We start from the raw sequence: 25,976 nt of genomic DNA, 5'->3' as shown, positions 1-25,976 counted from the left end.
GCGCCCCCGGACGCGTACAGGAACGCCCCCTCCGGTGCTCGACCGGAGGGGGCGTTCTTGTGCTGCGGGAGCGGCGGGATCAGGCGGCGAGCGCCTGCTTCACCTGGGCCAGGGACGGGTTCGTCATGACGGCCTCGACACCCGTGGAGCCGACCACCAGGACGGTGGGAACGGTCTGATTGCCCCCGTTGGCCTTCTCGACGAAGGCCGCGGAGTCCGGGTCCTGCTCGATGTTGATCTCGTTGTACGCGATGCCTTCGCGGTCCATCTGGCTCTTGAGTCGACGGCAGTAGCCGCACCACGTGGTGCTGTACATCGTCACAGTGCCCGACATGTCTTCGCGCTCCTCTGTCTCGTCAGTCTTGTCAGACTCGTCTGTCTCATCCGTCTCATCCGGCACGCGGAGAAGCTGGAAAGTGCGTCGCCGCACGGAAAGGGAACGTACGTGAGCCGACCACCATTCCCGCCGCCGCCCCCGCATTAGTACGACAGATGCGGCCCCCCTGTGGACAACCTCCGCGCCCGCCTCTTCCGACCTGGCAGCATGGCGGGGTGACAGCAGCAACGCATTCCTCCCTTTTCCCACAGGTTCCCGAGTCGGCCGATGCCGTGCTCGACGGCCTGGACCCCGAGCAGCGCGAGGTCGCCATGGCCCTGCACGGCCCGGTGTGTGTGCTGGCCGGAGCCGGTACGGGCAAGACGCGTGCGATCACGCATCGCATCGCCTACGGGGTGCGCGCGGGGATACTCCAGCCGGCAAGTGTGCTTGCCGTCACGTTCACCAACCGGGCCGCGGGCGAGATGCGGGGACGGCTGCGCCAGCTCGGCGCGGGCGGGGTGCAGGCGCGGACGTTCCACTCCGCCGCCCTGCGCCAGCTCCAGTACTTCTGGCCGAAAGCGGTCGGCGGTGACCTGCCCCGGCTGCTGGAGCGCAAGGTCCAGCTGGTCGCCGAGGCCGCGGCCCGCTGCCGCATCCGGCTCGACCGCAACGAGCTGCGCGACGTCACCAGCGAGATCGAGTGGTCCAAGGTCACCCAGACCGTGCCCGCCGACTATCCGGCGGTGGTCGCCAAGACCCAGCGGGACGCCCCGCGCGATCCGGCCGAGATCTCCCAGATCTATGCGATGTACGAGCAGTTGAAGCGCGACCGCTCGGTGATCGACTTCGAGGATGTGCTGCTTCTCACCGTCGCCATCCTTCAGGACCGCCACGACATCGCCGACCACGTCCGCCGCCAGTACCAGCACTTCGTCGTCGACGAGTACCAGGACGTCAGCCCGCTCCAGCAGCGGCTGCTCGACCTCTGGCTCGGTGACAGGGACACCCTGTGCGTCGTCGGTGACGCCAGCCAGACGATCTACTCCTTCACCGGAGCCACCCCCGACCACCTGCTGAACTTCCGCACCCGCCACCCCAACGCGACGGTGGTCAAGCTGGTCCGGGACTACCGCTCCACCCCCCAGGTCGTCCATCTGGCCAACGGGCTGCTCGGCCAGGCCCGCGGCCGTGCCGCCGAGCACCGGCTCGAACTGGTCTCGCAGCGCGAGCCCGGCCCCGATCCCGTCTATACGGAGTACGCGGACGAGCCTGCGGAGGCCGAAGGCACCGCTCGCCGCATCCGCGATCTGATCGCTGCGGGCGTCCCGGCGGGCGAGATCGCCGTGCTCTACCGGGTCAACTCCCAGTCCGAGGTCTACGAGCAGGCCCTGGCCGACGCGGGCGTGCCGTACCAGCTGCGGGGCGCGGAGCGCTTCTTCGAACGCGCGGAGGTACGGGAGGCGGGCATCGCCCTGCGCGGCGCGGCCCGCGCGGGGGGCAACGACTCCCTGCTCGACGACGCGGAGGGGCTGCCGGCGGAGGTGCGCGCGGTGCTCTCCACCAAGGGGTGGACCACGAAGCCGCCCGCAGGCTCGGGTGCTGTGCGCGACCGCTGGGAGTCCCTGGCCGCACTGGTCCGGCTCGCCGAGGATTTCGAACAGGCCAAGCCGGGGGCGACGCTCTCGGATCTGGTGGCGGAGCTCGACGAGCGCGCAGCCGCCCAGCACGCCCCCACGGTCCAGGGAGTCACACTCGCCTCGCTGCACTCGGCGAAGGGCCTGGAGTGGGACGCCGTGTTCCTGGTCGGGCTGAACGAGGGCATGATGCCGATCACCTACGCCAAGACCGACGAGCAGATCGAGGAGGAGCGTCGGCTGTTGTACGTCGGCGTCACCCGGGCGCGCTTCCATCTCTCGTTGTCATGGTCGCTGTCCCGCTCGCCCGGCGGCCGTGCCGGACGGCGCCCGAGTCAGTTCCTGAACGGACTGCGCCCCGGCTCGGTGGCCCTCGGTACGCGCGGCGCGGCCGGAGGCGGCGGGATCGAACGGGGCCCCGGACCGGTCGTCAAACGCGGCCGCCGCGGCCCTGCCCGGTGCCGGGTCTGCGGCAAGACCCTCACCGATGCGGGCGAGATGAAGTTGATGCGCTGCGACGACTGCCCCTCAGACATGGACGAGGCGCTGTACGAGCGGCTGCGCGACTGGCGGGCGGTCCGGGCGAAGGAGATCGGCCAGCCCGCGTACTGCGTGTTCACGGACAAGACGCTGATGGCGATTGCCGAGGCGGTGCCGGGCAGCGCGGGCGAACTGGCCGGGATCTCCGGGGTCGGCGCGCGGAAGCTGGACCGGTTCGGGACCGCGGTCCTTGCCATTTGCGCAGGTGAGACGGTGGAAGAAGGGCTCGGGGACGCCGTTGACGAGGTGTGAGAAAAACTCGTCGAAAAAATAGTTTGCGCCCGCCCCAGTCATCACCATAGGTTCTTAACCACGGGAACAGCGGCTTCTCTGAAGCCCTGGTCCTGTGCTGTACTTATCCGAATACGCAGGACCGGCCCGCCGGTCCCCCGAGACGCCGAGAGGAGGCGATTGAAGTGATCAGCATCATCGAGACCAACAAAATGACCGATCTCTCGGTCGTCTCCGCCTGCTCGCTCGGCCTCGCCTGCTCTTCGGAGTTCTCGCTGCGTGGCACCGGTCTGTCCGGCATTTCCGCCGTCAGCCCGCTGTCCCTGTCGACCCTCCCCGTGCGGGAGCGCAATGAGCGACCGACCCAGGCACCGGCAGCAGCAGTAGCGAAGGGGCAGGCCCAGGCCTATGCCTTTGCGGCCGTCGGTGCAGGAGCGGAATCCGGCGCCAAGAAGCAGACGATGCACCACACGATGTGGGCCTTCCGTGGGCCTGAACCCTGGAGTGATCCAGCCTGATTCAGAATCAGGTCGGCGCCTTCAGGGCCGCGGAACCCCACTCGGGATCCGCGGCCCTTTTGTTTTGTCCAAACGGACGAGACAGCGCGAAGGAGCCTCGGGACCAGCAACACCCGGTACCAGCCGCCCCCGGCCAACAGGCCGGAACGACCAGACGAGGACACCACCCACCGTGCAACTCGAAGCGCACGCCCCGTCCGTACCGCCTTCCGAAACGATCCCGCCGCCCGGCCTCACGGAGGACTCCACCTTGATCCCCCTCACTGCGCTCACCGCGCTCGACGACGCCATCGAGAACCTCGGCGTGCCCGTCCCCTGCCGCTCCTACGACCCGGAGGTCTTCTTCGCCGAGTCGCCGGCCGACGTCGAGTACGCCAAGTCCCTCTGCCGTACCTGCCCGCTCGTCGAGGCCTGCCTCGCCGGCGCCAAGGAGCGTCGCGAGCCGTGGGGCGTCTGGGGCGGCGAGCTCTTCATCCAGGGCGTTGTCGTTGCTCGCAAGCGGCCGCGTGGCCGTCCGCGCAAGAACCCGGTCGCGGCGTGACCGCCGGACTGGGGGTCACGGCCCCCAAGCCCATGAAGCGCATCGGAACCATCGACCGCCCCCACACCCACGATCCCCGAAATCAGGCACCAATGTCCGTCCCCACGAATGAGCCCGTCGGCTCCGCAACACCGAACGTCACGATCATCGGCGCGAACGACTCGCGTCAGAACAGGACCCGCGAGATGCAACTCATCCCAGAAGCCCTGGCTCGTGCTCATATGCACGACCGCCTGAGGGAAGCCGACGCGCAACGCCAGGCCGTGCGCCTGGTCGCCGCGCGCCGGATGCAGCGCCGGGCCGAGCGCGCCTCGATGCGCGCCCGCCGTGCGCTGGCCATGGCAGTCATGCACTAGTCAGGCCGAACACCAGCAGCACCCGCTGCTGGGCAGCCGCTTTGCCCAGCAGCAATCAGTACCCATAGTCAGGTCAGTACCCCTTCCGCGGGGCCGGTCCGAACGGGCCGGCCCCGCGGTCGTGCTGTGTGGTGCCGCGCGGCACGGCAGAGACGGAGGTATCGTCACGAGGTGGACGAGGAGACTCATCACCGGATTCAGCAAACCGTGCAGAGGGACGCCGACGTGGTCGTCTGTGCCCTGTGCGGTACCTCCGCCGACAGCGAGAGCGCACCGCCGACCTGGATCTGCTCCGTGGAGAACGGCAGGCACCAGTACTTCTGCGAAGAGTGCGCCCGCACTCATATCAGGGCGATCGAGAGCCGTCTCGACTCTGCCTGGTGGTGACGCCCCTGGTGGTGCCGCCCGGGCCCGACGGTCCGGGGGCTCGAAGACTGCCCTAGGCGCCGGCGGGTGCTTCTCCCGCCAACTCCTGTACCACGGACTCCTGCTCATCTTCCGTCAGGAAGCCCGGCATCCAGGACTCCAGTTCGTCACGCAGCCGTACCGCCGCACCCAGCTGGCACAGCACCCCGATCGTGCTCAGCGTCACCCGGTGTATCAGCAGATAGGAGGGCGGCAGATTCAGCTGCTTGCCGAGCTGATGAGCGGGGGAGCGGGGATCCGCAATCCGGGCCGCCTGATTGCGCATCCAGCTCCGGGTGAAGGTGAATTCCTCCACCTGGGCCGGCTCGATGATCGGGAGGAGATAGTCGAGCACCGCAACCGGGTCGAGGTCGATCGAGTCCTTGACGAACCCTTCCTCGCGCAACAGTTCGTACACCGCATCCGCATCACCCGAAAGCGTCAGCCGCAGGGAGTCCCCGATCGGCCGCGGCAGACCACCCGGCAGCCGGTCAACCGTGCCGAAGTCCAGCACTCCGAGGCGCCATTGCCCGGCCTCGCCGGCATCGTCCTCCGGGGGCAGCAGCCGGAAGTTGCCCGGATGGGGGTCCGCGTGCAGCAGCCCGGTGCGCGCCGGGCCCGAGAAGAGAAAGCGCGCCAGCAACTGGCCGGCCCGGTCCCGCTGCTCCGGCGTGCCCTCCACGATCACGTCGGCCAGCGGAACACCGTCCATCCACTCCGTCACCAGCACCTGGTCGGACTGGTGCACCACACCGGGGATCACCACATCAGGGTCGGCCGCGAACTCCTCGGCGTGGTCCCGCTGCGACCGTGCTTCCTGCTCGTAGTCCAGCTCCTCCGAGACCCGGTCGCGCAGCTCCGTGATAAGCGGCTTGACGTCCATTCCGGGGATCAACGGACCGAGCAACCGGGCGAACCTGCTGAGTTGGGTCAGATCCGAGAGCAGCGCCTCTCCGGCGCCCGGGTACTGCACCTTCACCGCGACTTCCCGCCCGTCTTTCCACACCGCCCGGTGCACCTGACCGATCGATGCGGCGGCCGATGGCTTGTCCTCGAATTCGAGGAAGAGCTCCCGCCAGTCCTTGCCGAGCCGCTCCTCCAGCACGGCGTGCACGGCGCCGCTGGGCATGGGAGGTGCGGCTTCCTGCAGTTTGGTGAGCGCCGCCCTGTACGGTCCGGCGACCTCCTCGGGCAGCGCAGACTCGAAGACGGACAGGGCCTGCCCCAGCTTCATCGCCCCGCCCTTCAACTCGCCCAGGACCTTGAAGAGCTGATCCGCAGTGCGCTGCTGCACCTCCCGGGCGACCAACTCCGCCGACTTGCCGCCGATTCGCTTGCCCAGACCCCAAGTGGCGCGGCCGGCGAAACCCAGTGGCAGGGCGGCCAACTTGGCGGTACGGGTGACCGCTTTCCGGGGAAGATCAGACATGAGCCCCTCCAAATCCCAGACTGCCGTACCGTGTGCGGCGGTTACCCGGCCATTGTGTCGTGCGCCGCTTCGACCCCGGAGACGCGCTCCCCCTCAGTGTGCCCAGCCGCTCCGCAGGAACAGCCGAGGTGCGCCCCGATCCGCTCGGACCGCCAGTCCAACAGCGGCAGCGCGGCCTCCCAGCGGGTCCCCGTGCTGGCGGGCAGCTCCCCGTCCAGAAAAGACAGTGCGTGGGCGGCCGCCAGACCGGCCACCGCAGTCGCCAGCCCCAGGTCACAGGCCTGCACGGCGGTGCGCCGCCCGGACTGCCACTGAGACAGCATCCTGGGCCACTGTTCATCCCGGTCCGCACGCTCCAGCGCCAGACACCCCGCGCACGCCGTACCCCCGGGCAGGACCAGGGGACCGACCACTCCTGTCGCCTCCATCACTCCGGCATAGAGATGGGGAGTCCCCGAAGCGATCCACGGTTCGGCCGGACGCGGGTCGGGGGCGTACACACCTAGGCCGTCGCGAGGGGCGACCACGATCAGTGACAGACCCGGCTCACCACCCGCCGAGGAACCCGCCGTCTCCGATGCCCGGGGAGCCGAACCCGCGGCGGACCTGCGCACCAACTGCCGGGCGGCGGTGTCCCTGCGCTCCCCGACGGCAGCCGGTGGGAGCCCGCCGGGTGAGACGTCCCACGGCTCGGTGCACCCGCCGTCCAGAACCTCCACCCGGCCCACCCCGGATCCGGACAGCACCGCCGCGATCGCGGCACCGACCCGGCCGGCACCCCGCACCTGGACCCGCATCGCCCGGCGGGCCGCCAGCCGTCGCATCCCGCCGCCCGGCTCGGGATGGACGACGGAGAGCGACGCCAGATCGGGGCGGTGCCGCTCCAGGGCGCCGGGCCGGTTCCGTAACGCATCGGTCTCCGGGCCGACAGCCCGCACATCGTCGATCAGGCCCGCATCCATCAATCGGCCCACCAGTGTGTCCACTTGAAGGTCCGACAGATCCAGCGCACGGGCTTCCTCGCGCAGCAGCGGCAGGCCGCGCGTACCGTCGAGCAGTTCCAGGAAACAGCCCGTTGCGATATCAATCGGACTGAGCTTCACCGCATGAGCGGGGGTCACCCCGAATTGCACGGTGCCCCGGCCGCGCCATGCGCGGCGCAGTGCGGGCTTCAACATCGGATACACGGCGTTCCCCCGGTCTGTGTTCCATGATCTCTGTGCGTGGGCTGTGGCCCGGATCTCCGCGAGATCCGTTGTCAGAATGCAGGCCGGCGTCGAAGTGTGCAGAAAGTTATCCACAGGCATGGGGTATTAGTCGTTCAAATGGTGCATGCCGTGGAGCGGATCAAGCGCGAACCGTCCGGAGACGGGACTTCCCCCACTGGCACCGGGTAACGTCATGGCGTGCCCGCCGACCCGTCACCCGGATTCACCGGGGAGACCCCCGCGCGCAGCGCCGGAACCCATCCGCGCAGCGCGGCGGACCGTCCGCCCCGCGCCTCGGCAACGAGCGCGGTCGAGGTCCGCAGGAGCAATCGCCGCAGCAGAACGGTCTCCGCGTACCGGGAGGGAGACCGCACCATCGTGCTCATCCCTGCCCGGATGTCGGAGGCCGAGGAGCAGCGCTGGGTGAACGTGATGCTCGACAAACTCGCGGCCCAGGAGAGCAAACGCATCCTCGGCGACAGCGAACTCGCCGAGCGGGCCGAACGGTTGTCCGCCCAGTATCTTCAGGGCCGGGCCAGACCCGCGTCGGTGCGGTGGGTGACCAATCAGAACACCCGATGGGGTTCCTGCACCCCGGCGGAGGGCAGCATCCGGCTGTCGCACCGGCTGCAGGGCATGCCCGAGTACGTTGTCGACTACGTGCTCGTCCATGAGCTCGCGCATCTGCTGGTCCCCGGTCATGGTCCGCGATTCTGGCGGCTGCTGGAGGCGTACCCGCGGACCGAGCGGGCTCGCGGCTACCTCGAAGGGGTGGTGGCGGCCGACCGGCTGCCGCATCTTCCTGCTGCGCGCGGCGAGTGACGTTCGGCGATTCTGTACCGGGTGTGTACCGACTTAGCTCAATGTCGGAGTTTGCGGTTAGCCTGGCGCGACGCATTCACATTCGGGATGGGGGACGGTCGTTACGCATGGCCAGGGAATTCCAGCGCGGCCACAAGGCCAAGATCAGCGATCTCACGCCGGGGACGGACCTGTACGTAGGTGTGCAGATCGCCGGCCCGGGACTGACCTTTGACATCAGCTGCTTCGGCCTCGATGTCAATGAGCAGCTCTCCGACGACCGGTATTTCATCTTCTTCAATCAGCCTAAATCGCCCGAGGAGTCCATTCAGCTCCTCGGCGCCCAGGCCGGTGACACCGAGTCGTTCCGCGTCACTCTGGACCGCATTCCGGCGAACATCCACAAGCTGTCGTTCACGGCGACGGTCGACGGCGCCGGGCAGATGTCCCAGGTCGGCCCCGGGTACATCCGGATCGTCGCGGGTGGCGAGGAAGTCGTCAGGTACGCCTTCAACGGTTCGGAGTTCACCACCGAGCGTGCGGTGATGCTGGGCGACTTCTACCTGAAGGACGTCTGGCGGTTCGCCGCCGTCGGCCAGGGCTTCGACGGTGGCCTCGACGCGCTGCTGAAGAACTTCGGCGGCGAGGTCGCCGAGGAGGAGCCCGTCGCACCTCAGCCGCAGGCAGCCGCCCCGTCGTTCGCCCCGCCCGCCCAGGCAGCCGCACCCGCGCCCGCCCCGTCCTTCGGCACCCCGGCAGCGCCGCAGGCACCCCAAGCCCCGCAGCCGGCCCCGTCCTTCGGCGCCCCGGCCCCCACGCCGCAGCAGATGCAGGCCGCGCCGACGATGGCAGCCCCGATGGCACCGCACGGTGGCACGGTGCCACCGCCCGCCCCCGCTCCGGCTCCGTACGGGCAGCCGGGACAGCTGCCCCAGCAGCCGCAGTTCGGGCAGATCCCCGGCCAGCAGCCCGCCGCCCCATACGGGCAGCAGGCCCCCGCTCCGTACGGCCAGCAGGCTCCTGCTCCGTACGGCCAGCAGGCTCCTGCTCCGTACGGCCAGCAGGCTCCTGCTCCCTACGGCCAGCAACCTCCCGGAATGCAGCCGCCAGGTATGCCCCAGGGCGTACCGCAAGGCGTGCCGCAGGCCGGGGCAGGTCTTCAGGCCGCGCTCCAGCCGTACAAGGAGACGGCCACGGGGCAGCGTTGGACCCCGCAGAACCAGCAGCTCATGAGGGTCGACCTCACCATGGGCGGTACGCCCGTGCTCGCCCGCCAGGGCAGCATGGTGATGTACCAGGGCAAGGTCGACTTCAGCTACAAGGGTGCCGGTTTCGCGGGCCGCATCGTCGGCAATTCCACCGGCCAGGAAATGCAGCTGATGCGCTGCACCGGCCGCGGGCAGGTCTTCCTCGCCGAGGACGGCTCCCATCTGCACGCCATCGAGCTGCAGGGCGACGGCATCTGCGTCTCGGCGGAGAACGTCCTCGCCTTCGACGAGTCGCTGCAGTACGAGGTCCGCAGGATCGAGGGCCACGGCATCCCCGGCGGCGCCCTGTTCACCATGCAGTTCCAGGGCACCGGCACGGTCGTCGTCAAGACCCACGGCGTCCCCGTCGTCCTGCCCGTCACCCCGACCACCTTCGCCGACTGCAATGCCGTCGTGGCGTGGTCGTCCGCGTCCCAGGTGATCATCTCCAGCCAGGTCCGGCTGCGCCGCAACGCGTACCCGGGACACAGTGGAGAGACCGTGAACCTTCAGTTCCGGGGCGCTCCCGGCAACTTCATCGTCGTCCAGCCCTACGAGGTCTGAGGGAGCCCGTCATGAACCAGCAACTCGCGGGCTACGCCCCGACACCCGTCACGGCCCGTATGGAGAACCACGGCCGCACGATGCTCAAGGTCGCCATGGCCACCGGCCAGGACCTCTACGCACGTACCGGCTCGATGGTCGCGTACGAGGGCTTCATCCAGTACGAACCCAACCCGCCCGCCGTCCGCCAGATCGCCTCCCAGTGGATCACCGGCGAGGGCGCACCGATCATGAAGTGCTCCGGCGACGGACTGCTCTACCTCGCCGACTACGGCGCCGATGTGGTCGTCATCAACCTCAACAACGACTCCCTCTCGGTCAACGGCACCAACGTCCTCGCCTTCGACGGCCATCTCACCTGGGGCGTGGAGCGGGTCAAGGGCCTCGCCAAGTTCGCCGGCCAGGGCCTGTGGAACGTCTGCATCTCGGGCACCGGCTGGGTCGCCATCGCCTCGCGCGGCACACCGATCGTCGTCGACTGCGGACGCGGCGAGGACGAGACCTACGTCGACCCGGACGCCCTCGTGGCGTGGTCCCCGAACCTCAAGGTGAAGGGCAAGCGCAGTTTCAAGGCAACCTCGCTCATCGGGCGGGGCAGTGGCGAGGCGTACCAGATGGCATTCTCCGGCCAGGGCATCGTCGTCGTACAGCCGAGCGAGGACAGTACCGACCGCCTGCGGGCCCGGAACTGAGGGGGAGGGAGAACACACCATGCAGAGTCCGCTTTTCAGCTACACGGAACAGCAGTCCCAGGACAGGTACACCGTCCAGAACCCGCAGCTCCTGCGGGTCTCGCTGACCGGCCAGGACGACGTCCTCGCCCGCAAGGGCGCCATGGTCGCCTACCAGGGACTGATGGAGTTCGACGGCGAGTACCAGTCGCACGGGCAGCGCCGCGCCCGCGCGAGCACCGGCGAGGGACTCGACCTGATGCGCTGCTCCGGGCAGGGCACCGTGTACCTCGCCAACCTCGCGCAGTACATCCATGTCGTGGACGTCGACCATGACGGCATGACGGTGGACAGCGCCTACGTCCTGGCGCTCGACTCCTCGTTGCACACCGAGGTCATCGCGGTGGACAGCCAGTACGGCATTTCGGGCACCGGCAAGTACCAGCTCAACATCTCCGGCACCGGCAAGGTCGCTCTGATGACCTCGGGCCAGCCGCTGATGATGCAGGTCACGCCGGACAAGTACGTCAACGCCGATGCCGACGCGATCGTCGCCTGGTCCAGCTCGCTGCGCGTGCAGATGCAGGCCCAGACGCACTCCTCGGGCGTCTGGCGGCGGCGTGGCAACACCGGCGAGGGCTGGGAGCTCAGTTTCCTCGGCCAGGGCTTCGCCCTGGTCCAGCCGAGCGAGGTACTGCCTCCGCAGAACCACGAGATCGGCCAGGGCATCCGGGCCCAGTACGGAATGGGCCAGCAAGGCGCCCACGGCCAGAACCAGAACAACTCCTGGAACTGAGCCGCAGCGCATCGGCACGGACGGACAACACGGGTGAGGGGCGGTCTCCCCGGAGACCGCCCCTCACCCGTGCCACATGTCGCCCCTACCGGCGCTGCTCCAGCGCTGCGCGGACGCGCGTCATCAGCCGTACGACCGATGTATCGGCCACCGACGCGACCTCGTCGTACGGGAACCAGCGCAGGTCCAGCGATTCGTCGCTGATCTGTTCCGTCGCGTCCGACGGCGCCAGCGCCGCGTACTGCACATCCAAATGCCAGTGACAGGGTGCGGGGATCCGGTGGCGGTCCAGCGTCACCGGTCCACCCGCGAGCAGAGTCAGGCCGCTGATGCCGGACTCCTCGGTGGCCTCACGCAGCGCCGCGGTGGCCAGCGTGCCGTCCTGCGGCTCGCAGTGGCCGCCCATCTGCAGCCACATCTGCAGCTTGCGGTGCAGGGTGAGCAAGACCCGGCCGCGCTCCGGATCGATCACCAGTGCGCTGGCCGTCAGATGTCCGGCTTCGCAGGCCTTCCACATGCCGTCGGGGTGCCGGGCCAGATGGTTCAGATAGACCTGCCGCAGATCGTCCTGGGCCGGGTCCGCCGGGTTCTCGTACCCCTTCAGTACAAGAACGGCGTCGTCGTACAGGCTCACCGGTCGGTTTCGCCCTTGCCGTCACTCTTCCGGTCGTCGGCTCCCTCGGAGCCCGCGTCGCCCGCTTCACCCTCGGGCTTCTGCGGACCCTTCGCGGCCTCTCCGAGCATCTTGTCCAGCTCGGAGAAGTCCAGCTGCTCGTGGTGCACAAAGCCGTCCGGATCGTCCAGGTCCTGGGCGGTCGGCAGCATGTCGGGGTGCTCCCACAGGGCGTCGCGCCCGTCGAGACCGCGGGCGTCCGTGAGCGACGCCCACAGGCGCGAGGCGTCACGCAGCCGCCGCGGACGCAGCTGAAGGCCGATGAGGGTGGCGAACGTCTGCTCGGCCGGCCCGCCGGAGGCGCGGCGCCTGCGCATGGTCTCGCGCAGTGCGTCCGCCGAGGTCAGACGGGACTTCGCCGCCTCATGCACCACTGCGTCCACCCAGCCCTCGACCAGTGCGAGCGCCGTCTCCAGCCTGGCCAGAGCGGCCTTCTGCTCCGGCGTGTCCTCCGGCTGGAACATGCCCTGCTGAAGGGCGTCCTGCAACTGCTCGGGCTGCGACGGGTCGAACTGGCCGACCACATCCTCCAGCTTGCTGGTGTCGACCTTGATGCCGCGCGCGTACCCCTCGACGGCGCCGAACAGATGCGAGCGCAGCCACGGAACATGGGCGAAAAGCCGCTGGTGGGCGGCCTCGCGCAGGGCCAGATACAGCCGCACCTCGTCCTGCGGCACGCTGAGGTCCTTGCCGAACCTCTCCACATTCAGCGGAAGGAGTGCGGCCTTGCCCGCCGGGCCCAGCGGCAGCCCGATGTCGGTCGAACCGACCACCTCGCCCGCCAGCACACCGACGGCCTGCCCGATCTGCTGGCCGAACATCGCGCCGCCCATGGACCGCATCATGCCGATCAGCGGGCCCGCCATCGCCTGCATCTCCTCGGGCAGCACATCGCCCATGGCCAGACCGACGCGCTCGGCCACCGGGTCGACCAGCTTCTGCCAGGCGGGGAGGGACGCCTCGACCCACTCCGCACGGCTCCACGCCACGGTGGAGACCGAACCGGAGGGCAGCGACGTCACGCCGTCCAGCCAGAGGTCGGCAAGCCGCAGCGCCTCGTCGACCGCGGACCGCTCGGACTGGCCGACGCTCGCGTCCTTGGTGCCGTCCGGCGTGCCCTGCGAGACCGTCTGGCGGGCGATCTGCTTGGCCATGTCCCAGTTCACGGGACCGCCCTCGTAGCTCAGCATCTGGCCGAGCTGCTGGAAGGCCGCACCCAGGTCGTTGGGATTCATCGTGCCGAACATCGCCGCGAACGGGTTGTCCCCGCCCGCGCCGGGCCCGAAGCCGAACGGGTTCGCCGGCCCGCCGGAACCCTGCCCACCTCCGGTGGGGTCCTTCTTCTTGCCCTCGTCGCCGTTCTCCGGCTCCTCCGGCGGAAGGCCGAATCCGAATGGGGTGTCACTCACGGGTTTCCTCGGCTCGTAGGGCCGCCGGCTCGAACCGACGGCGACTGCCCGACATCACCATCCAGCGTAGACACCAAAAGTCCGCTTGGGGCCTCAGTGCTCCGCCGGCTCCCGGCCTGCGGCAGGATGGACGCCACCTGGTACGTACGCGTCATTCGGGTACGTACTGAAGACAACCGCTGGAGACGCCCGGTGAGTTCCCCAGATCCTCAGGTTCGCGCAGCGCGAAACCTGTCCGACCCCTCGACCGAGAACAAGCCCGTAAAGAGCCGCTCCAGGAACCGTGGCCCCGTCGTCGCGGTCACCGGAGCCGCGGGGGGCGTCGGTGAGCTGCTCACCGCACGCCTCGCGGCGTCCGAGGAGATCAAGCAGGTCATCGCCATCGATGAACGCCGAGGAGAAGTCTCCGAGGTGACCTGGCACATCCTCGACGTACGGGATCCCGCCATCGCGGAGAAGCTGCGTGGCGCAGATGTCGTCGTGCATCTGGCACTTGATCTCGACCTGGAGACCGACCCCGCCGCCCGCACCGCCTACAACGTGCGCGGCACTCAGACCGTGCTGACCGCCGCCGCGGCCGTCGGGGTCCACCGGGTCGTGCTGTGCACCTCGGCGATGGTCTACGGGGCGCTGCCCGACAATGACATCCCTCTCGCCGAGGACGCCGAACTGCGTGCCACGGCGGAGGCCACCGGCGTCGGCGACCTCCTGGAGATCGAACGGCTCGGGCGTCGCGCACCCCGCGCCCACCCCGGCCTCAATGTCACCGTGGTCCGCCCCACCGTCCTGGTCGGCGGTACGGACACCGCGCTGACCCGCTACTTCGAGTCGCCGCGCCTCCTGGTCGTCGCCGGATCACGCCCCGCCTGGCAGTTCTGCCACGTCGACGACCTGGTCACGGCCCTGGAGTACGCCGCGCTGGAGAAGATCGACGGCGAGTTCGCGGTCGGCTGCGACGGCTGGCTCGAACAGGAGGAGGTCGAGGAGCTCAGCGGCGTCCGCCGGATGGAACTGCCCTCCGCCGTGGCACTCGGCGCCGCCGCCCGGCTGCACCGGATCGGCCTCACCCCGTCCCCGGCGGGCGATCTGGCGTACACGATGCACCCGTGGGTGGTCAGTGTGAGCCGGCTGCACGACGCGGGCTGGCGCCCGAGCTGGACCAACGAGGAGGTGCTTGCCGCGCTCCTCGAAGAGGTCGAGGGCCGGCACACCGTCGCCGGACGCCGGCTCGGCCGCAAGGACGCCACCGCGGCGGGTGCCGCCGGTGCGACCGTGGCGCTGCTCGGCACCGCCGCCCTGGTCCGCCGCGCTCGTAAGGCCCGCCGCCGGATCTAGGCGGCTGCGGTCCGTCTGTAGAAGGCTCCAAGGTCAGGGGCGGTCCGCCGGTGGAAAACGCTATTCCGCGATGTCGGTGCGGTACGGCACCATGGCCCCATGGCTTCCACCCACGACCATCCCGGCGAGCAGGCGGCAAGCGACCCCATCCGGCTGCTGGCGATTCGCGACACGCCGTTGTCGGTCGACGAGATCTTCCGGGCGGTCGGGGACGACGCCGCGGGCGGCACGGCGCTCTTCGTGGGTGCGGTGCGCAACCACGACGGCGGTCAGGACGTCGGTGCGCTCGGGTACTCCTGCCACCCCTCGGCTCAGGACGAATTGCGCCGGGTGGCCGAGAAGGTCGTCGCGGAATTCCCGGTCCGGGCACTGGCCGCCGTCCACCGGGTGGGCGACCTCCGAGTGGGCGACCTCGCTGTGGTCGTCGCCGTCTCCTGCCCCCACCGCGCCGAGGCGTTCGAGGCGTGCCGCAAGTTGATCGACGACCTCAAGCACGAGGTTCCGATCTGGAAGCACCAGCGCTTTTCGGACGGCACCGAGGAGTGGGTAGGCGCGTGCTGAGCGCAAGCCGATCGGGTGGTCGGCCGCCCCGATTTGCGTAACCGCACCCCTGCCGTGAGCGTTGGTCCTGCAGATGGTTAATCTGCTGATCGGTCAGTTGCGGTCGCTCATGGGGTAGGGAGGTCGTAATGGCAGCACTCGCTTGGTTGCTGATTCCGCTTTTCGCTGCACTCGGTGCTGCGATATGGGGAAGCTGGGCCACCCGCAATCGCACGGCCGGTGATATCTCAGAACTCGCCGGGTACGCCCGGTTCCGTGAGGCGATGGAGAAATCGCACTCCGGTTCCGATGTCGTCTGATCCTCCATCGAACGTACGCAGTCGCCAATCCGCACAGCGGTGCCGGCTGCCGACGCCCTCCGGCACAGCGCCACGCCCGGCTCCACGCCCCGTCCGGACCGGCCCCGACGGTGCACCGACAGACCCTTCCCGTACTGTCGTTCCATGCCACGCCGCACCGCGACGATGCTCGCCTCCACGCTGATCCTCATCGCGCTGCTCTGCGCAGGCGTGCTGATTCCCGTGCCGTATTCGGAGATGTCTCCGGGCCCGACCGTGAACACCCTCGGCAAGGTCGAAGGCGAACCCGTCCTGCAGATTTCCGGACACAAGACGTACCCGACGTCCGGCAACCTCAATATGACGACGGTCAGGGTCACCGGCGCCGACTACAACATGAACCTCGTCGAGGCCGTCTACGGCTGGCTGGCCCACGACAGTGTGGTCGTACCGCACGACACGCTCTACCCCGACGGCAAGACCGAGCAGCAGTCGACGCAGGAGAACGCCGAGGAGTTCAGCCAGTCCCAGGAGAGCGCCAAGGTTGCCGCCCTGACCGAACTGGGCATCCCGGTGTCGTCGCGCGTCGTGGTCTCCACGGTCATCAAAGGCAGCCCCGCCCAGGGCAAGCTGCACGCCGGCGATGTGATCAAGCAGGTCGACGGCAACGCGGTGAGGCAGCCCGAGGACGTCGCGAAGCTCGTCACCCGCCACAAGCCCGGCGAGGACGTCACGTTCACGATCATCCCGGCGAAGACGGCGCAGGCGGCCGAGAAGGCAGGCAAGGAACCCGAGGGCAGCCGGAAGGTCGTCATCACCACCGCGAAGGCTCCCAAGGAGAACCGCGCGATCGTCGGCATCCAGGCCGGGACGGACCACACGTTCCCGTTCCGGATCGACATCAAGCTCGCCGATGTCGGCGGCCCGAGCGCAGGTCTGATGTTCTCCCTGGGCATCATCGACAAGTTGACGCCCACCAAGCTCACGGGCGGCAAGTTCATCGCGGGCACCGGCACGATCGACGACAAGGGCAAGGTCGGCCCGATCGGCGGCATCAACATGAAGCTGGTCGGCGCGCGCGACGCGGGCGCCCGGTACTTCCTGACGCCGAACGACAACTGCAAGGCCGCAGCCTCAGACACCCCGAGCGGACTCACGCTGGTGAAGGTGAAGACGATCGACGACGCGAAGAAGTCGCTGGAGAAGATCCGGGCGGGGGACACGGCCGACCTGCCGAGCTGTTCGGCAGGCTGACCGCGCCCCCTCGGCGGGGACGCGGCGGGGTCAGGCCTCGAAGGTCGCGGCCAGGGCGTCGGCCAGCCCGGGCACCAGGCCGGCGCCGGTCCGCACCTCGCTCGGGGAGTCCTTCTCGCGGAGCCGTACGGCCGACTCGCGCGTACCGTCCCGAAGGACGGCCACCGTCATCCGCACCTCCTGGCGCTCCGGGTGCTTGGCGACCCACTTGGTCAGCTGGGCATCGCTGAGCCCCTCCGGCACGGAGGCCTCGGCGGACGGCGGCAGCATCAGCCGCTCCACCGTCATCGCGCATCCGATCACCGCGTCGGGCCAGGCGATCGTGGCGAGGAACTCGTCCAGAGCGGTGCCCGGCGGAAGCTCCTCCTGCTCGATGGGGGTGAGTGAGGCGGTCGGGGAGTCGGAGCTGTCGAGACCGAGCTGGGCGGCGAGGCCCGGCTCCTGGGTCCGCAGCCGGGCGGTGTCGACGAGAGCGAAGAGCCGGGCCGGCTGGTCCCAGCCGAGGCCGGAGATGTACTCGTCGATTTCGAGCACGGCGACGGTGAGGGGGCTCGCGGCCATCGGGGGGCCTGAGGGGGAAACGTTGGGCATGGCCAACATCCTGCCTCCTTCTGCCCCGGGAACGGGAACTAGGTAAAGCCTCAGTAAGTTGCATAGGTGGGCTCTACGATCGCTGGGCCCGCTTCACACGACCCGCGAACTTCGAGGTGCGCACGTTGGCTTTCCAGATGCCGGACCGCGGCGGAGGCCCGACCGGGCCACGGATCAGAGTCGGCCGCCCGTCCCGGCGCGCCCGTACCCTGCTCATGACACTGGGCGTCCTGGCGGTTCTCGCCATGGCGTTCGTCATGTTCGCCGGGTTCTGGACGGACTGGCTCTGGTACCGGTCGGTCGCGTATTCGTCCGTCTTCACCACCACCCTGTGGACCAAGATCGGGCTGTTCCTCGTCTTCGGACTGCTGATGGCGATCGCCGTCGGCCTGAACATCTGGCTCGCGCACCGGCTCCGGCCGCCGCTGAGCGCGATGTCGCTGGAACAGCAGAGCCTGGACCGCTACCGGATGAGCCTCGCCCCGTACAAGAAGTGGGTGCTGCTCGCGATCACCGCGCTCGTCGGACTGATCGCCGGAGCATCCGCCTCCGGTCAGTGGCGCACCTGGCTGATGTATGTGAACGGCGTGGCGTTCAACCAGAAGGACCCCCAGTTCCATCTGGATGTGTCCTTCTACGCCTTCGACCTGCCCTGGTACCGCTTCCTGCTGGGCTTCGGCTTCGCGGCCACGGTGCTCTCGCTGATCGCTGCCGCGCTGACCCACTATCTGTACGGCGGCCTCCGCATCACCAGCCCCGGCGCGCGGGCGACCGGCGCGGCCACCGGCCATCTGTCGGTGCTGCTCGGTGTCTTCGTCTCGCTGAAGGCCGTGGCGTACTGGCTCGACCGGTACGGCCTGGCCGTGAAGTCCAGCGACTTCAAGGCCACGGACAACTGGACGGGCCTGCGGTACGTCGACGCCAACGCCTACCTTCCGGCGAAGACCATCCTGTTCTGCATCGCCGCGATCTGCGCCGTGCTCTTCTTCGCCACGCTCTGGCGCCGCACCTGGCAGCTTCCGATGATCGGTCTCGGTCTGATGGTGCTCTCGGCGATCCTGATCGGCGGGCTGTATCCGGCGATCGTGCAGAAGTTCCAGGTCCAGCCGAACGAGCAGGCCAAGGAAGCGCCGTTCATCCGGAAGAACATCGAAGCGACGCGTGACGCGTACGACATCGACAGCGCGCAGGTCGACGACTACTCGGGCAAGAGCACGACGAACGACGACGCCAAGCTGCGCGCGAGCGCGGACGATGCGGCCAGTTACCGGGTGATGGACCCCAACGTCGTCTCCCCGGCCTTCCAGCAGCTCCAGCAGAAGAGGAACTACTACCAGTTCCCCAAGACGCTGGACGTGGACCGCTACAAGGACGCCGCCGGCAAGGACCAGGACACGGTCATCGGTCTGCGTGAGCTCAACCTCGACGGCATCCCCAAGCGCAACTGGATCAACGACCACTTCACCTACACCCACGGCTACGGCGCCATCGCGGCCCGGGGCACGACGACCGGCAAGAACCCGAAGGGTTCCCCGGACTTCACCGAGTCCGGTCTGCCGACCACGGGTGAGCTCGGCAAGTACGAGCAGCAGATCTACTACGGCGAGAAGACCGAGCAGTACTCCATCGTCGGCGGGCCCCAGAAGGAGCTCGACTACGAGGAGGACGGCGAGAAGACCACCAGCTACCAGGGCAACAGCGGGGTCAGTCTCTCCAACGCCTTCAACCGCGCCGCGTACGCCGTGGCGTTCAGCGAGCCGCAGATCCTCTACTCGGGGGCCATCGGCGAGGGCTCGCGGATTCTCTACAACCGCACGCCCAAGGAGCGCGTCGAGGCGGTCGCCCCGTGGCTGACCATCGACGGCGACGCCTACCCGGCTGTGGTGAACGGCCGCATCCAGTGGGTCGTCGACGCGTACACCACCACCAACGGCTACCCGTACGCCTCCCGTACGACGCTCGGTGACACCACGGCCGACTCGCTGACCACCAACCAGCGCGCGGTCGTCGCCCAGCAGAACCAGGTCAACTACATCCGCAACTCGGTGAAGGCCACCGTCGACGCGTACGACGGCAAGGTCAAGCTCTACGAGTGGGACACCGAGGACCCGGTCCTCAAGACCTGGCGCAAGGCGTTCCCGGGGACCGTGGAGCCCAAGGCGGACATCCCGCAGGAGCTCAGGGATCACCTGCGGTACCCGCAGGACCTGTTCAAGGTGCAGCGCGAGCTGCTCACCCGCTACCACGTCACCAACCCCGCCCAGTTCTACAGCGGTAGTGACGCCTGGCAGGTCCCGGACGACCCGACCAACAAGGAGTCCGGTGCCGTACCGCCGTACTACCTGAGCATAAAGATGCCGGACCAGACGGCCCAGAAGTTCTCGCTGACGACAACGTTCACCCCGAAGGGGCGGCCCGACCTCGGGGCGTTCATGGCGGTGGACGCGGATGCGGCCAGCAAGGACTACGGCACGATAAGGCTGTTGAGAGTCACCACCACGGTGAAGGGGCCCGGTCAGGTACAGAGTGAGCTCAACGGCAACGACGATGTCGCCGAGTTCGTGAGAAACCTCAAGGGAACCGACTCCGACATCGAGTACGGCAACCTGCTGACCGTGCCGCTCGAAGGAGGCTTCCTCTATATCGAGCCGGTGTATACGCGCGGTGGCACGCAGAACTATCCGCTGCTGCGCAAGGTCGCCGCCTCTTACGGGTCGAAGACCGTCTTCGAGAACAGCCTCGGCGAGGCGCTCAACGCGGTCTTCGGGGTGACGGGCTCCGGCACCACCGAGCCGCCGGCGGAGACCACCCGGCCACCGGGCACCACGCAGCCACCGGCCACCGGTGACGCGGCGCTGAAGAAGGCGATCGCGGATGCGCAGAAGGCCTACGCGGAAGGCGAGGCAGCCCTGAAGAAGCAGGACTGGAGCGCCTACGGCAAGGCCCAGGCGGATCTGCAGGACGCGTTGCAGCGCGCTGCGGCCGCCCAGCCGAAGTCAGGCAGCGCAAATAGTGCGGGCAATTCGGGCGATGCGGATAAAGCGTCCGATGCCGGCAGTGGTGGCTGAGTAACTCGGTAAAGACTCATCCCCGCGTCGTGGTACGGTTTGAACACAACGACGCGGGGTGGAGCAGCTCGGTAGCTCGCTGGGCTCATAACCCAGAGGTCGCAGGTTCAAATCCTGTCCCCGCTACTGATGGACGAAGGCCCGGATCCTTTCGAGGATCCGGGCCTTCGTCGTGCCGCGACGACTTTCTTGTGCGGTGGGTGTGAAGTGCGGTTCGCGGGGCACGAGTTGAGCCCGGGCGTGTTTGACTTATCTCTCTGTGGGCATGTCGACAAAACGCTGAAGTGACCTCACTGGCCGCGATATACCAGGTGTACGCGGGTTGTAGGTGGTGCGACGATGGTATTTATGGGGGACAGGGCAACTCTGTTGGAGACAGGGCGGTTTGTGCAGCGTCGCGTTCATCGGTCGGATAGCGTGATGAATGCGGCTTTTGGAGTTGCTGCCGCGGAGAACAGCGAGACCGCCGAAGCCACTGAAACCACTGAGATCATCGGGACGACCGAGACCGCCGAGACTGTGGGGTGTGCCGCGACCGTCGAGAGCACAGAGAGTGCAGGGAGCACGGGGGGCGCCGGGAGCGCCGGAGCCATTGAGGCCGCAGAGAATCCCGAGACCCCGGAGAGCCCCGAGACCCGGGAGAGCCCGGAGAGCGCCGAGAGCGAGGCGCGCCACCGTCGCGCCGCCGATGCCGGGGACACCACGTCGATGAGCGTCCTCGGTGCCCTGCTGCTGCGCCGCGGCGATCTGGACGGTGCCGAGTCCTACCTGCGTGCGGCCACCGCCGACGGCGACCGGGCCGCGGCCAACAACCTGGGCGTCCTCCTCCACCAGCGCGGATACACCGACGACGCGGCCGGCTGGTGGCGTATCGCAGCCGTCGCGGGTTCCGCCGCCGCGGCACACGCCCTCGGCCGCCACTACCGCGAGCGGGGCGACGAGCCCGGCGCCGAGTACTGGCTGCGGCAGTCCGCCGAGCAGGGCCATGCCCTGGGTGCATACGCCCTCGCCGACCTGCTGGAACACCGCAGCGACGTCGGCGCCGAACGCTGGCTGCGCGCCGCCGCCGAGCAGGGGCACCGGGAGGCCGCGTACCGCCTCGCGCGCATGCTGGACCGCAACACCGCCGACGATCCGCACGACGCCTTCGGCCGCCCGGGCCTGGGACCGGCACCCGGCCCCGGACCCGGCGCGGGCGCCGCCGGTCGTCCGGGTGCCGCCGCCCGTGTGCGCTCGGACGACGGCCCCATGGCTGGTCCGGCGACCGGGCGCGTGGGCGAGGCCGAGCAGTGGTACCGGCAGGCCGCCGCGCGTGGTCACCGGCGTGCCGCCCTGCACCTCGGCGCCATCCTCGAACAGCGCGGCGAGCCCAAGGAGGCCGGCCGTTGGTACCTCATCTCCGCGAAGGCCGGCGAGGCGCGGGCCGCCTGCGCGCTCGGATTCCTGCTGCGTGACGCGGGCGACGAGGAGAGCGCCGCCGTGTGGTGGCTGCGCGCAGCCCAGGACGGTGACGGAAACGCCGCCAACGCCCTGGGCGCCCTGCACGCCGCCCGTGGCGAGCAGCAGACCGCCGAGCGCTGGTACCGCGCCGCCATGGACGCGGGCGACGTCAACGGGGCCTACAACCTGGGGCTGCTCTGCGCGGCCCAGGACCGTACGCCGCAGGCCGAGCAGTGGTACCGCCGCGCCGCGTACGCGGGCCACCGCGAGGCCGCCAACGCACTGGCCGTACTCCTGCTCCAGGCGGGCGACGCGACCGGCGCCGAGCCCTGGTTCTCCAAGGCAGCCGAGGCGGGCAGTGTCGACGCGGCCTTCAACCTCGGCATCCTGTACGCCGGACGGGACGAGGACCGGACGGCACTGGTCTGGTACGAGCGCGCCGCCGCGGCAGGCCACACCGAGGCGGCGCTCCAGGTCGGCATGGCCCTGCTGCACCACGGCGAGGAGCAGGCGGCCGAGCGCCATCTGCGCTGCGCGGCGGGCGGCGGCAGCGCCGAGGCCGCCTTCCGGCTGGCCGGGGTGCTGGACTCGCGGCAGCCGCCGCCCGGACCTCCCGCGCTCGGCGAGCCGATGCCGGAGAAGACCGAGTGCGAGGAGTGGTACGAGCGGGCCGCCGAGCAGGGGCATCGCCGCGCCCAGGTGCGGGTCGGGATGCTCGCGGCGGCCCGTGGCGACGTGGACAGCGCGGCCCGTTGGTACCGCGAGGCCGCCGAGTCGGGCAGCCGCAACGGCGCCTTCAACCTCGGGCTGCTGCTGGCCCGCGAGGGCAGCGAGCGCGAGGCTGCGCTGTGGTGGAGCCGTGCCGCGAACGACGGGCACGGTCGGGCCGCCCTGCGCCTCGCCCTGCTGGCCGCCCGCCGCGGGGAGCTCACCGAGGGGCAGCGCTGGTGCGCACGGGCGGTCGAACTGGGCCCGGCGGAGGTCGCCGAGCGGGCTGCCCGGCTGCGCGAGGCGCTGCATCAGGAGCTGACCGCGTAACGGTGCGCGGCGGCCTCCGCGCGGCCCGCAGAAACGGATTTGCGCTGGTCCAGGGCGTCACGTACTGTTGGTTTCAACGACGCGGGGTGGAGCAGCTCGGTAGCTCGCTGGGCTCATAACCCAGAGGTCGCAGGTTCAAATCCTGTCCCCGCTACTGAACGCAGAAGGCCGGATCCTTTAGAGGGTCCGGCCTTCTGCGTATACCCCCGCGCGTGAGTCAGAGCTTGTGGCCCACTGCCTCCGAGTACATCGCCCGGTCGACGGCCTTCGCCTCCGGCACCGGGGCGCCCTTCGAGACACCCGAATCGGCGTACGCTTCCTGCAGCCGGTCCGTCGTGCCCTTCCGTATCTCCCAGTCCATCCGCATCGACGGGGTCGACCGCAGCGTGGCCTCGTCGGTCTTCATCAGCTTCGCCAGCTCGGCGACGAACGCGGGATCGGACTTGTAATCGCCGGCGAAATAGGTGTTCACCGTCCGGATGTAGGCGCGGAGAAAGGCGACGCCCGCGTCCGGGTCCTTGTTCAGCAGCGTCGGGCCGAAGAGCAGGCCGCCGAGCGGTTCACCGACGGGCTGGCCGCCCAGGAACGCGTACTTCTTGTCGCCGTCCACCTTGCGCCAGATCGGGTCGAGCAGCCAGGCCGAGTCCACGCCGCCGTTCTGCAGCGCGGTCAGCACATCCGCGGAACCGAGCTGCTGGAAGCTGATCTTGTCGAGGCCGCCGCCGTGCTTCTTCAGGGAGGTGTCCATCGGGTACGCGATGACCGAACCCTTGCCGATCATCGTGCCCATCTTCCGGCCCGCCATCTCGACGTGATCGGCGCTCTCGCCGGCCTTGAGACGCACCCACAGGCCGCTCTTGGAGGTGGGGTCTGGGGAGAAGTTCCCTGCCACCCACTTGATGTCGAAGCCGCCGTGGATGCCGTTCATCACGGCTGCCTCGGGAGCCGCCCACTGGGCGTCCACATCGCCCTTGGCGAGCAGCGGCAGGGCGTCCGGGGTGGGCAGCACCTTCAGTTCGACATCCAGTCCCTCTTTCGCGAACTCACCCTTCGCCACCGCGACCTGGAGCGGAGCGACGTACTCCGCGCTCAGGGTGCCGGTGGCGACGGTGATCTTCCGCTTCTTCGCCAGGGGCTGGGCCGCCGGGGCGCCCTTGTCGCAGCGGGCCGGTTTCCGGTCGGGGGCGAGGTCGGCCGGGTCGGTCCAGCTGACGGCGCCACAGCCCGCGACGGGCTTGACGGTGCGCGGCGCGGCGGCGGCGCTGTCGCCGGCGGAGTCGTTTCCGGCGCAGCCTGCCGTGCCGAGCAGGGATGCCGTGACGAGCACGACGGTGCAGGTGAAGGGGGTGTGTGTACGCACAGTGCCTCCGTACGAAGAGCCTGGGGAGCCGTTCAGGACTGGCTGCGGCCGCGGTCGCGTGGGGCCCACGGTGTGAGCAGCCGCCCGGCGATCCGCACCACTTCGGAGAAGACGACACCGAGGACCGCCACACACACGATGCCGACGAACATCACGTCGTTCTGGAACAGCGCCCGGGAGTCGAAGATCAGATGGCCGAGACCGTCGGCCGCGGCGATCTGTTCGGAGGCGACGATGACGAGCACGGCCACCCCTGCCGCGATCCGTGCCCCGACCAGGACCGCGGGCAACGACGCGGGCAGCAGCACATGGCGGAACATCTGCCAGGGCGAGGCGCCGAAGACCTGACCGGCATCACGGTGGCCGACCGGGACGGCGAGCACGGCCGCCATGGTGGAGATCCAGACGAAGAAGAAGACGGTCGCGGCAACCAGGGCGATCTGCGGTCCTTCACCGAGGCCGAACATATTGAGGAAGACCGGCAGCAGGGCCAGCTTCGGCACGACGTACAGGGCATCGAGCAACGGCTCCAGCGCCGCCCGTACGAGTGAGAGCGAGCCCATCAGAAGGCCGAGCGCGTATCCCGCGACGGTGCCGATCGCGTAGCCGCCGAGGACCCGCTTGAGCGTGGCCCACACATCCGGCCACAGTTCACCGGCGCCTGCCCGGTCCCAGCCGTCCGCCAGGATGGTGGAGGGCGCGGGGTAGACCCGGTCGTCGATCCAGGACTGTGCAGCGGCCAGTTGCCAGAGCAGCACGAGGAGCAGCGGTACGGCGACGGCGAGCGTGAGTTCCAGGGCGCGGCGCCTGCGGTGGGTGCGTACCGGATGCAGCTCCTGCGGGCCCGGTCTGCGGATCAGGACGCCGTCGTCGGGCTTCGTGGCGTTCACGGTGACGGTCATGCCGGGACCGCCTCCCTGCGCACCTCGCCGCGCAGAAGTTCCCACAACTCGCTTTTCAGCGCGGTGAATTCGGGCGCCGACCGGACCCCGCCGGTGCGCGGCCGGCCGAACGGCGGGCGGCGCTCGGCGATGATCCGCCCCGGTCTGGCGGACATCACCAGCACCCTGTCCCCGAGCACGATCGCCTCTTCGAGGCTGTGGGTGATGAAGAGGGTGGTGGTACGGGTGGTCTGGGTGAGGTCGAGCAGCTCGTCCTGGAGGATCGTGCGCAGCTGGGCGTCGAGCGCTGCGAACGGCTCGTCCATCAGCAGCATCTCGGGTTCGACGGCGAGGGCGCGGGCGATCGCGACCCGTTGCCGCATCCCGCCGGAGAGGGCGGCCGGATACGCCCCCGCGAAGTCGGAGAGCCCCATCCGGGCCAGCCAGTCGCGCGCCCTGGCGTCGGCCTCCTTGCGCGGTATGCGCTGAATGTCGAGACCGAACCGGACATTGGCGAGCACGGTCTTCCAGTCGTAGATCCCGTAGTCCTGGAAGATCATCGCCGCCGGACGGGGTGAGGTCGTACGGATGGACAGCTCGCCGGAGCTGGGGCGGAGCAGTCCGGCGGCGATCCTGAGCAGCGTGGACTTGCCGCAGCCGGACGGGCCGACGATGCAGGTGAACTCGCCCGGTGCGATGGAGAGGTCGAGCGGGCCGAGGGCGGACAGGGCCTTGGCGCCGCGCCCGAACGAGCGGGTGAGCGCGTCGGCGCGGAGTTTGGGACTGGTGGCTGCGGTTGTGGGTGGGGTCGGGTGCGGATCTCCCACG

24 protein-coding genes and 2 tRNA genes are annotated in these 25,976 nt (G+C 69.2%); 17 read left to right on the top strand and 9 right to left on the bottom strand.

Features of this window, described 5'->3' with window-relative positions:
* Positions 1–79 precede the first annotated feature (79 nt).
* On the bottom strand, positions 80–334 hold the full coding sequence (locus NRF20_RS16155) for a mycoredoxin (RefSeq protein ID WP_093897475.1): 255 nt from the start codon (positions 332–334) through the stop codon (positions 80–82).
* Positions 335–492: 158 nt separating this feature from the next.
* Between NRF20_RS16155 and NRF20_RS16150 the strand changes: the two genes are divergently transcribed.
* The 5 genes from NRF20_RS16150 to NRF20_RS16130 all read left to right on the top strand — a co-directional run bounded on the left by NRF20_RS16150 (position 493) and on the right by NRF20_RS16130 (position 4,526).
* A complete protein-coding gene (locus NRF20_RS16150) occupies positions 493–2,745 on the top strand; it encodes an ATP-dependent DNA helicase UvrD2 (protein ID WP_398631192.1) in 2,253 nt (750 codons plus the stop codon).
* Between the two features lie 164 nt (positions 2,746–2,909).
* Entirely contained in the window at positions 2,910–3,242 is a 333-nt protein-coding gene (locus NRF20_RS16145) for a hypothetical protein (protein ID WP_398631191.1), read from the top strand.
* 172 nt (positions 3,243–3,414) lie between these two features.
* Positions 3,415–3,783: a WhiB family transcriptional regulator gene (locus tag NRF20_RS16140; RefSeq protein ID WP_030915514.1), complete on the top strand. Its 369-nt coding sequence runs from the start codon at positions 3,415–3,417 to the stop codon at positions 3,781–3,783.
* Between the two features lie 32 nt (positions 3,784–3,815).
* On the top strand, positions 3,816–4,139 hold the full coding sequence (locus tag NRF20_RS16135) for a hypothetical protein (RefSeq protein ID WP_093897531.1): 324 nt from the start codon (positions 3,816–3,818) through the stop codon (positions 4,137–4,139).
* 171 nt (positions 4,140–4,310) lie between these two features.
* Positions 4,311–4,526, top strand: a complete 216-nt coding sequence (locus NRF20_RS16130; RefSeq protein WP_398631190.1) for a hypothetical protein — start codon at positions 4,311–4,313, stop codon at positions 4,524–4,526.
* 52 nt (positions 4,527–4,578) lie between these two features.
* Here the strand turns inward: NRF20_RS16130 and NRF20_RS16125 are convergent, their stop codons facing one another.
* Positions 4,579–5,973: an ABC1 kinase family protein gene (locus NRF20_RS16125; protein ID WP_413752787.1), complete on the bottom strand. Its 1,395-nt coding sequence runs from the start codon at positions 5,971–5,973 to the stop codon at positions 4,579–4,581.
* A 41-nt stretch (positions 5,974–6,014) separates the two neighbouring features.
* Positions 6,015–7,160: a ThiF family adenylyltransferase gene (locus NRF20_RS16120; RefSeq protein WP_413752786.1), complete on the bottom strand. Its 1,146-nt coding sequence runs from the start codon at positions 7,158–7,160 to the stop codon at positions 6,015–6,017.
* 219 nt (positions 7,161–7,379) lie between these two features.
* Here NRF20_RS16120 and NRF20_RS16115 point away from each other — a divergent pair, with 219 nt between their 5' ends.
* The 4 genes from NRF20_RS16115 to NRF20_RS16100 all read left to right on the top strand — a co-directional run bounded on the left by NRF20_RS16115 (position 7,380) and on the right by NRF20_RS16100 (position 11,260).
* Positions 7,380–8,003: a M48 family metallopeptidase gene (locus NRF20_RS16115; protein WP_266358130.1), complete on the top strand. Its 624-nt coding sequence runs from the start codon at positions 7,380–7,382 to the stop codon at positions 8,001–8,003.
* Between the two features lie 107 nt (positions 8,004–8,110).
* Complete coding sequence (locus tag NRF20_RS16110) at positions 8,111–9,793, top strand: TerD family protein (protein WP_413752785.1); 1,683 nt, start codon at positions 8,111–8,113, stop codon at positions 9,791–9,793.
* 11 nt (positions 9,794–9,804) lie between these two features.
* The gene (locus NRF20_RS16105; protein WP_398631186.1) at positions 9,805–10,485 is read left to right on the top strand and encodes an AIM24 family protein; all 681 of its coding nucleotides are present in this window, start codon (positions 9,805–9,807) and stop codon (positions 10,483–10,485) included.
* Positions 10,486–10,504: 19 nt separating this feature from the next.
* Complete coding sequence (locus tag NRF20_RS16100; protein WP_398631185.1) at positions 10,505–11,260, top strand: AIM24 family protein; 756 nt, start codon at positions 10,505–10,507, stop codon at positions 11,258–11,260.
* 85 nt (positions 11,261–11,345) lie between these two features.
* On the opposite strand, the gene NRF20_RS16095 is transcribed toward NRF20_RS16100, so the two are convergent.
* Positions 11,346–11,894: an NUDIX hydrolase gene (locus NRF20_RS16095; protein WP_398631184.1), complete on the bottom strand. Its 549-nt coding sequence runs from the start codon at positions 11,892–11,894 to the stop codon at positions 11,346–11,348.
* A complete protein-coding gene (locus NRF20_RS16090; protein ID WP_398631183.1) occupies positions 11,891–13,342 on the bottom strand; it encodes a zinc-dependent metalloprotease in 1,452 nt (483 codons plus the stop codon). The genes NRF20_RS16095 and NRF20_RS16090 overlap by 4 nt, the downstream gene beginning before the upstream one ends.
* Positions 13,343–13,534: 192 nt before the next feature.
* On the opposite strand from NRF20_RS16090, the gene NRF20_RS16085 reads away from it, so the two are divergent.
* The 4 genes from NRF20_RS16085 (at position 13,535) to NRF20_RS16070 (ending at position 16,770) form a co-directional block, all read left to right on the top strand.
* A complete protein-coding gene (locus NRF20_RS16085) occupies positions 13,535–14,677 on the top strand; it encodes an SDR family oxidoreductase (RefSeq protein WP_398631182.1) in 1,143 nt (380 codons plus the stop codon).
* A 99-nt stretch (positions 14,678–14,776) separates the two neighbouring features.
* Positions 14,777–15,238, top strand: a complete 462-nt coding sequence (locus NRF20_RS16080; protein WP_398631181.1) for a molybdenum cofactor biosynthesis protein MoaE — start codon at positions 14,777–14,779, stop codon at positions 15,236–15,238.
* Positions 15,239–15,366: 128 nt separating this feature from the next.
* Positions 15,367–15,537 (top strand): hypothetical protein, encoded by a 171-nt coding sequence (locus tag NRF20_RS16075; protein WP_398631180.1) that lies wholly within the window; start codon positions 15,367–15,369, stop codon positions 15,535–15,537.
* Between the two features lie 144 nt (positions 15,538–15,681).
* Complete coding sequence (locus tag NRF20_RS16070; protein WP_398631179.1) at positions 15,682–16,770, top strand: PDZ domain-containing protein; 1,089 nt, start codon at positions 15,682–15,684, stop codon at positions 16,768–16,770.
* A 30-nt stretch (positions 16,771–16,800) separates the two neighbouring features.
* Here the strand turns inward: NRF20_RS16070 and NRF20_RS16065 are convergent, their stop codons facing one another.
* On the bottom strand, positions 16,801–17,370 hold the full coding sequence (locus tag NRF20_RS16065; RefSeq protein WP_266358114.1) for a PPA1309 family protein: 570 nt from the start codon (positions 17,368–17,370) through the stop codon (positions 16,801–16,803).
* 128 nt (positions 17,371–17,498) lie between these two features.
* On the opposite strand from NRF20_RS16065, the gene NRF20_RS16060 reads away from it, so the two are divergent.
* From NRF20_RS16060 to NRF20_RS16045, 4 genes are all read left to right on the top strand, one after another.
* Positions 17,499–20,429: a UPF0182 family protein gene (locus tag NRF20_RS16060; protein WP_398631209.1), complete on the top strand. Its 2,931-nt coding sequence runs from the start codon at positions 17,499–17,501 to the stop codon at positions 20,427–20,429.
* Between the two features lie 52 nt (positions 20,430–20,481).
* Positions 20,482–20,555: transfer RNA gene (locus NRF20_RS16055), tRNA-Met, on the top strand.
* Between the two features lie 213 nt (positions 20,556–20,768).
* Complete coding sequence (locus NRF20_RS16050; RefSeq protein WP_398631178.1) at positions 20,769–22,907, top strand: tetratricopeptide repeat protein; 2,139 nt, start codon at positions 20,769–20,771, stop codon at positions 22,905–22,907.
* Between the two features lie 80 nt (positions 22,908–22,987).
* Positions 22,988–23,061 (top strand) — tRNA-Met (locus tag NRF20_RS16045).
* A 63-nt stretch (positions 23,062–23,124) separates the two neighbouring features.
* On the opposite strand, the gene NRF20_RS16040 is transcribed toward NRF20_RS16045, so the two are convergent.
* The 3 genes from NRF20_RS16040 to NRF20_RS16030 are packed head-to-tail and all read right to left on the bottom strand — an operon-like array spanning position 23,125 to position 25,975.
* Positions 23,125–24,267: an ABC transporter substrate-binding protein gene (locus tag NRF20_RS16040; RefSeq protein ID WP_398631177.1), complete on the bottom strand. Its 1,143-nt coding sequence runs from the start codon at positions 24,265–24,267 to the stop codon at positions 23,125–23,127.
* A 32-nt stretch (positions 24,268–24,299) separates the two neighbouring features.
* Positions 24,300–25,169 carry an ABC transporter permease gene (locus NRF20_RS16035; protein ID WP_398631176.1) on the bottom strand — a complete coding sequence of 290 codons (870 nt, stop codon included), beginning with the start codon at positions 25,167–25,169 and terminating at the stop codon, positions 24,300–24,302.
* Positions 25,166–25,975 carry an ABC transporter ATP-binding protein gene (locus tag NRF20_RS16030; protein WP_413752784.1) on the bottom strand — a complete coding sequence of 270 codons (810 nt, stop codon included), beginning with the start codon at positions 25,973–25,975 and terminating at the stop codon, positions 25,166–25,168. The genes NRF20_RS16035 and NRF20_RS16030 overlap by 4 nt, the downstream gene beginning before the upstream one ends.
* Position 25,976 lies beyond the last annotated feature (1 nt).

It is taken from the genome of Streptomyces sp. R-74717 (genome assembly GCF_047305335.1).
Classification (GTDB): domain Bacteria; phylum Actinomycetota; class Actinomycetes; order Streptomycetales; family Streptomycetaceae; genus Streptomyces; species Streptomyces atratus.
This window is presented reverse-complemented; position numbering and strand designations above follow the sequence as displayed.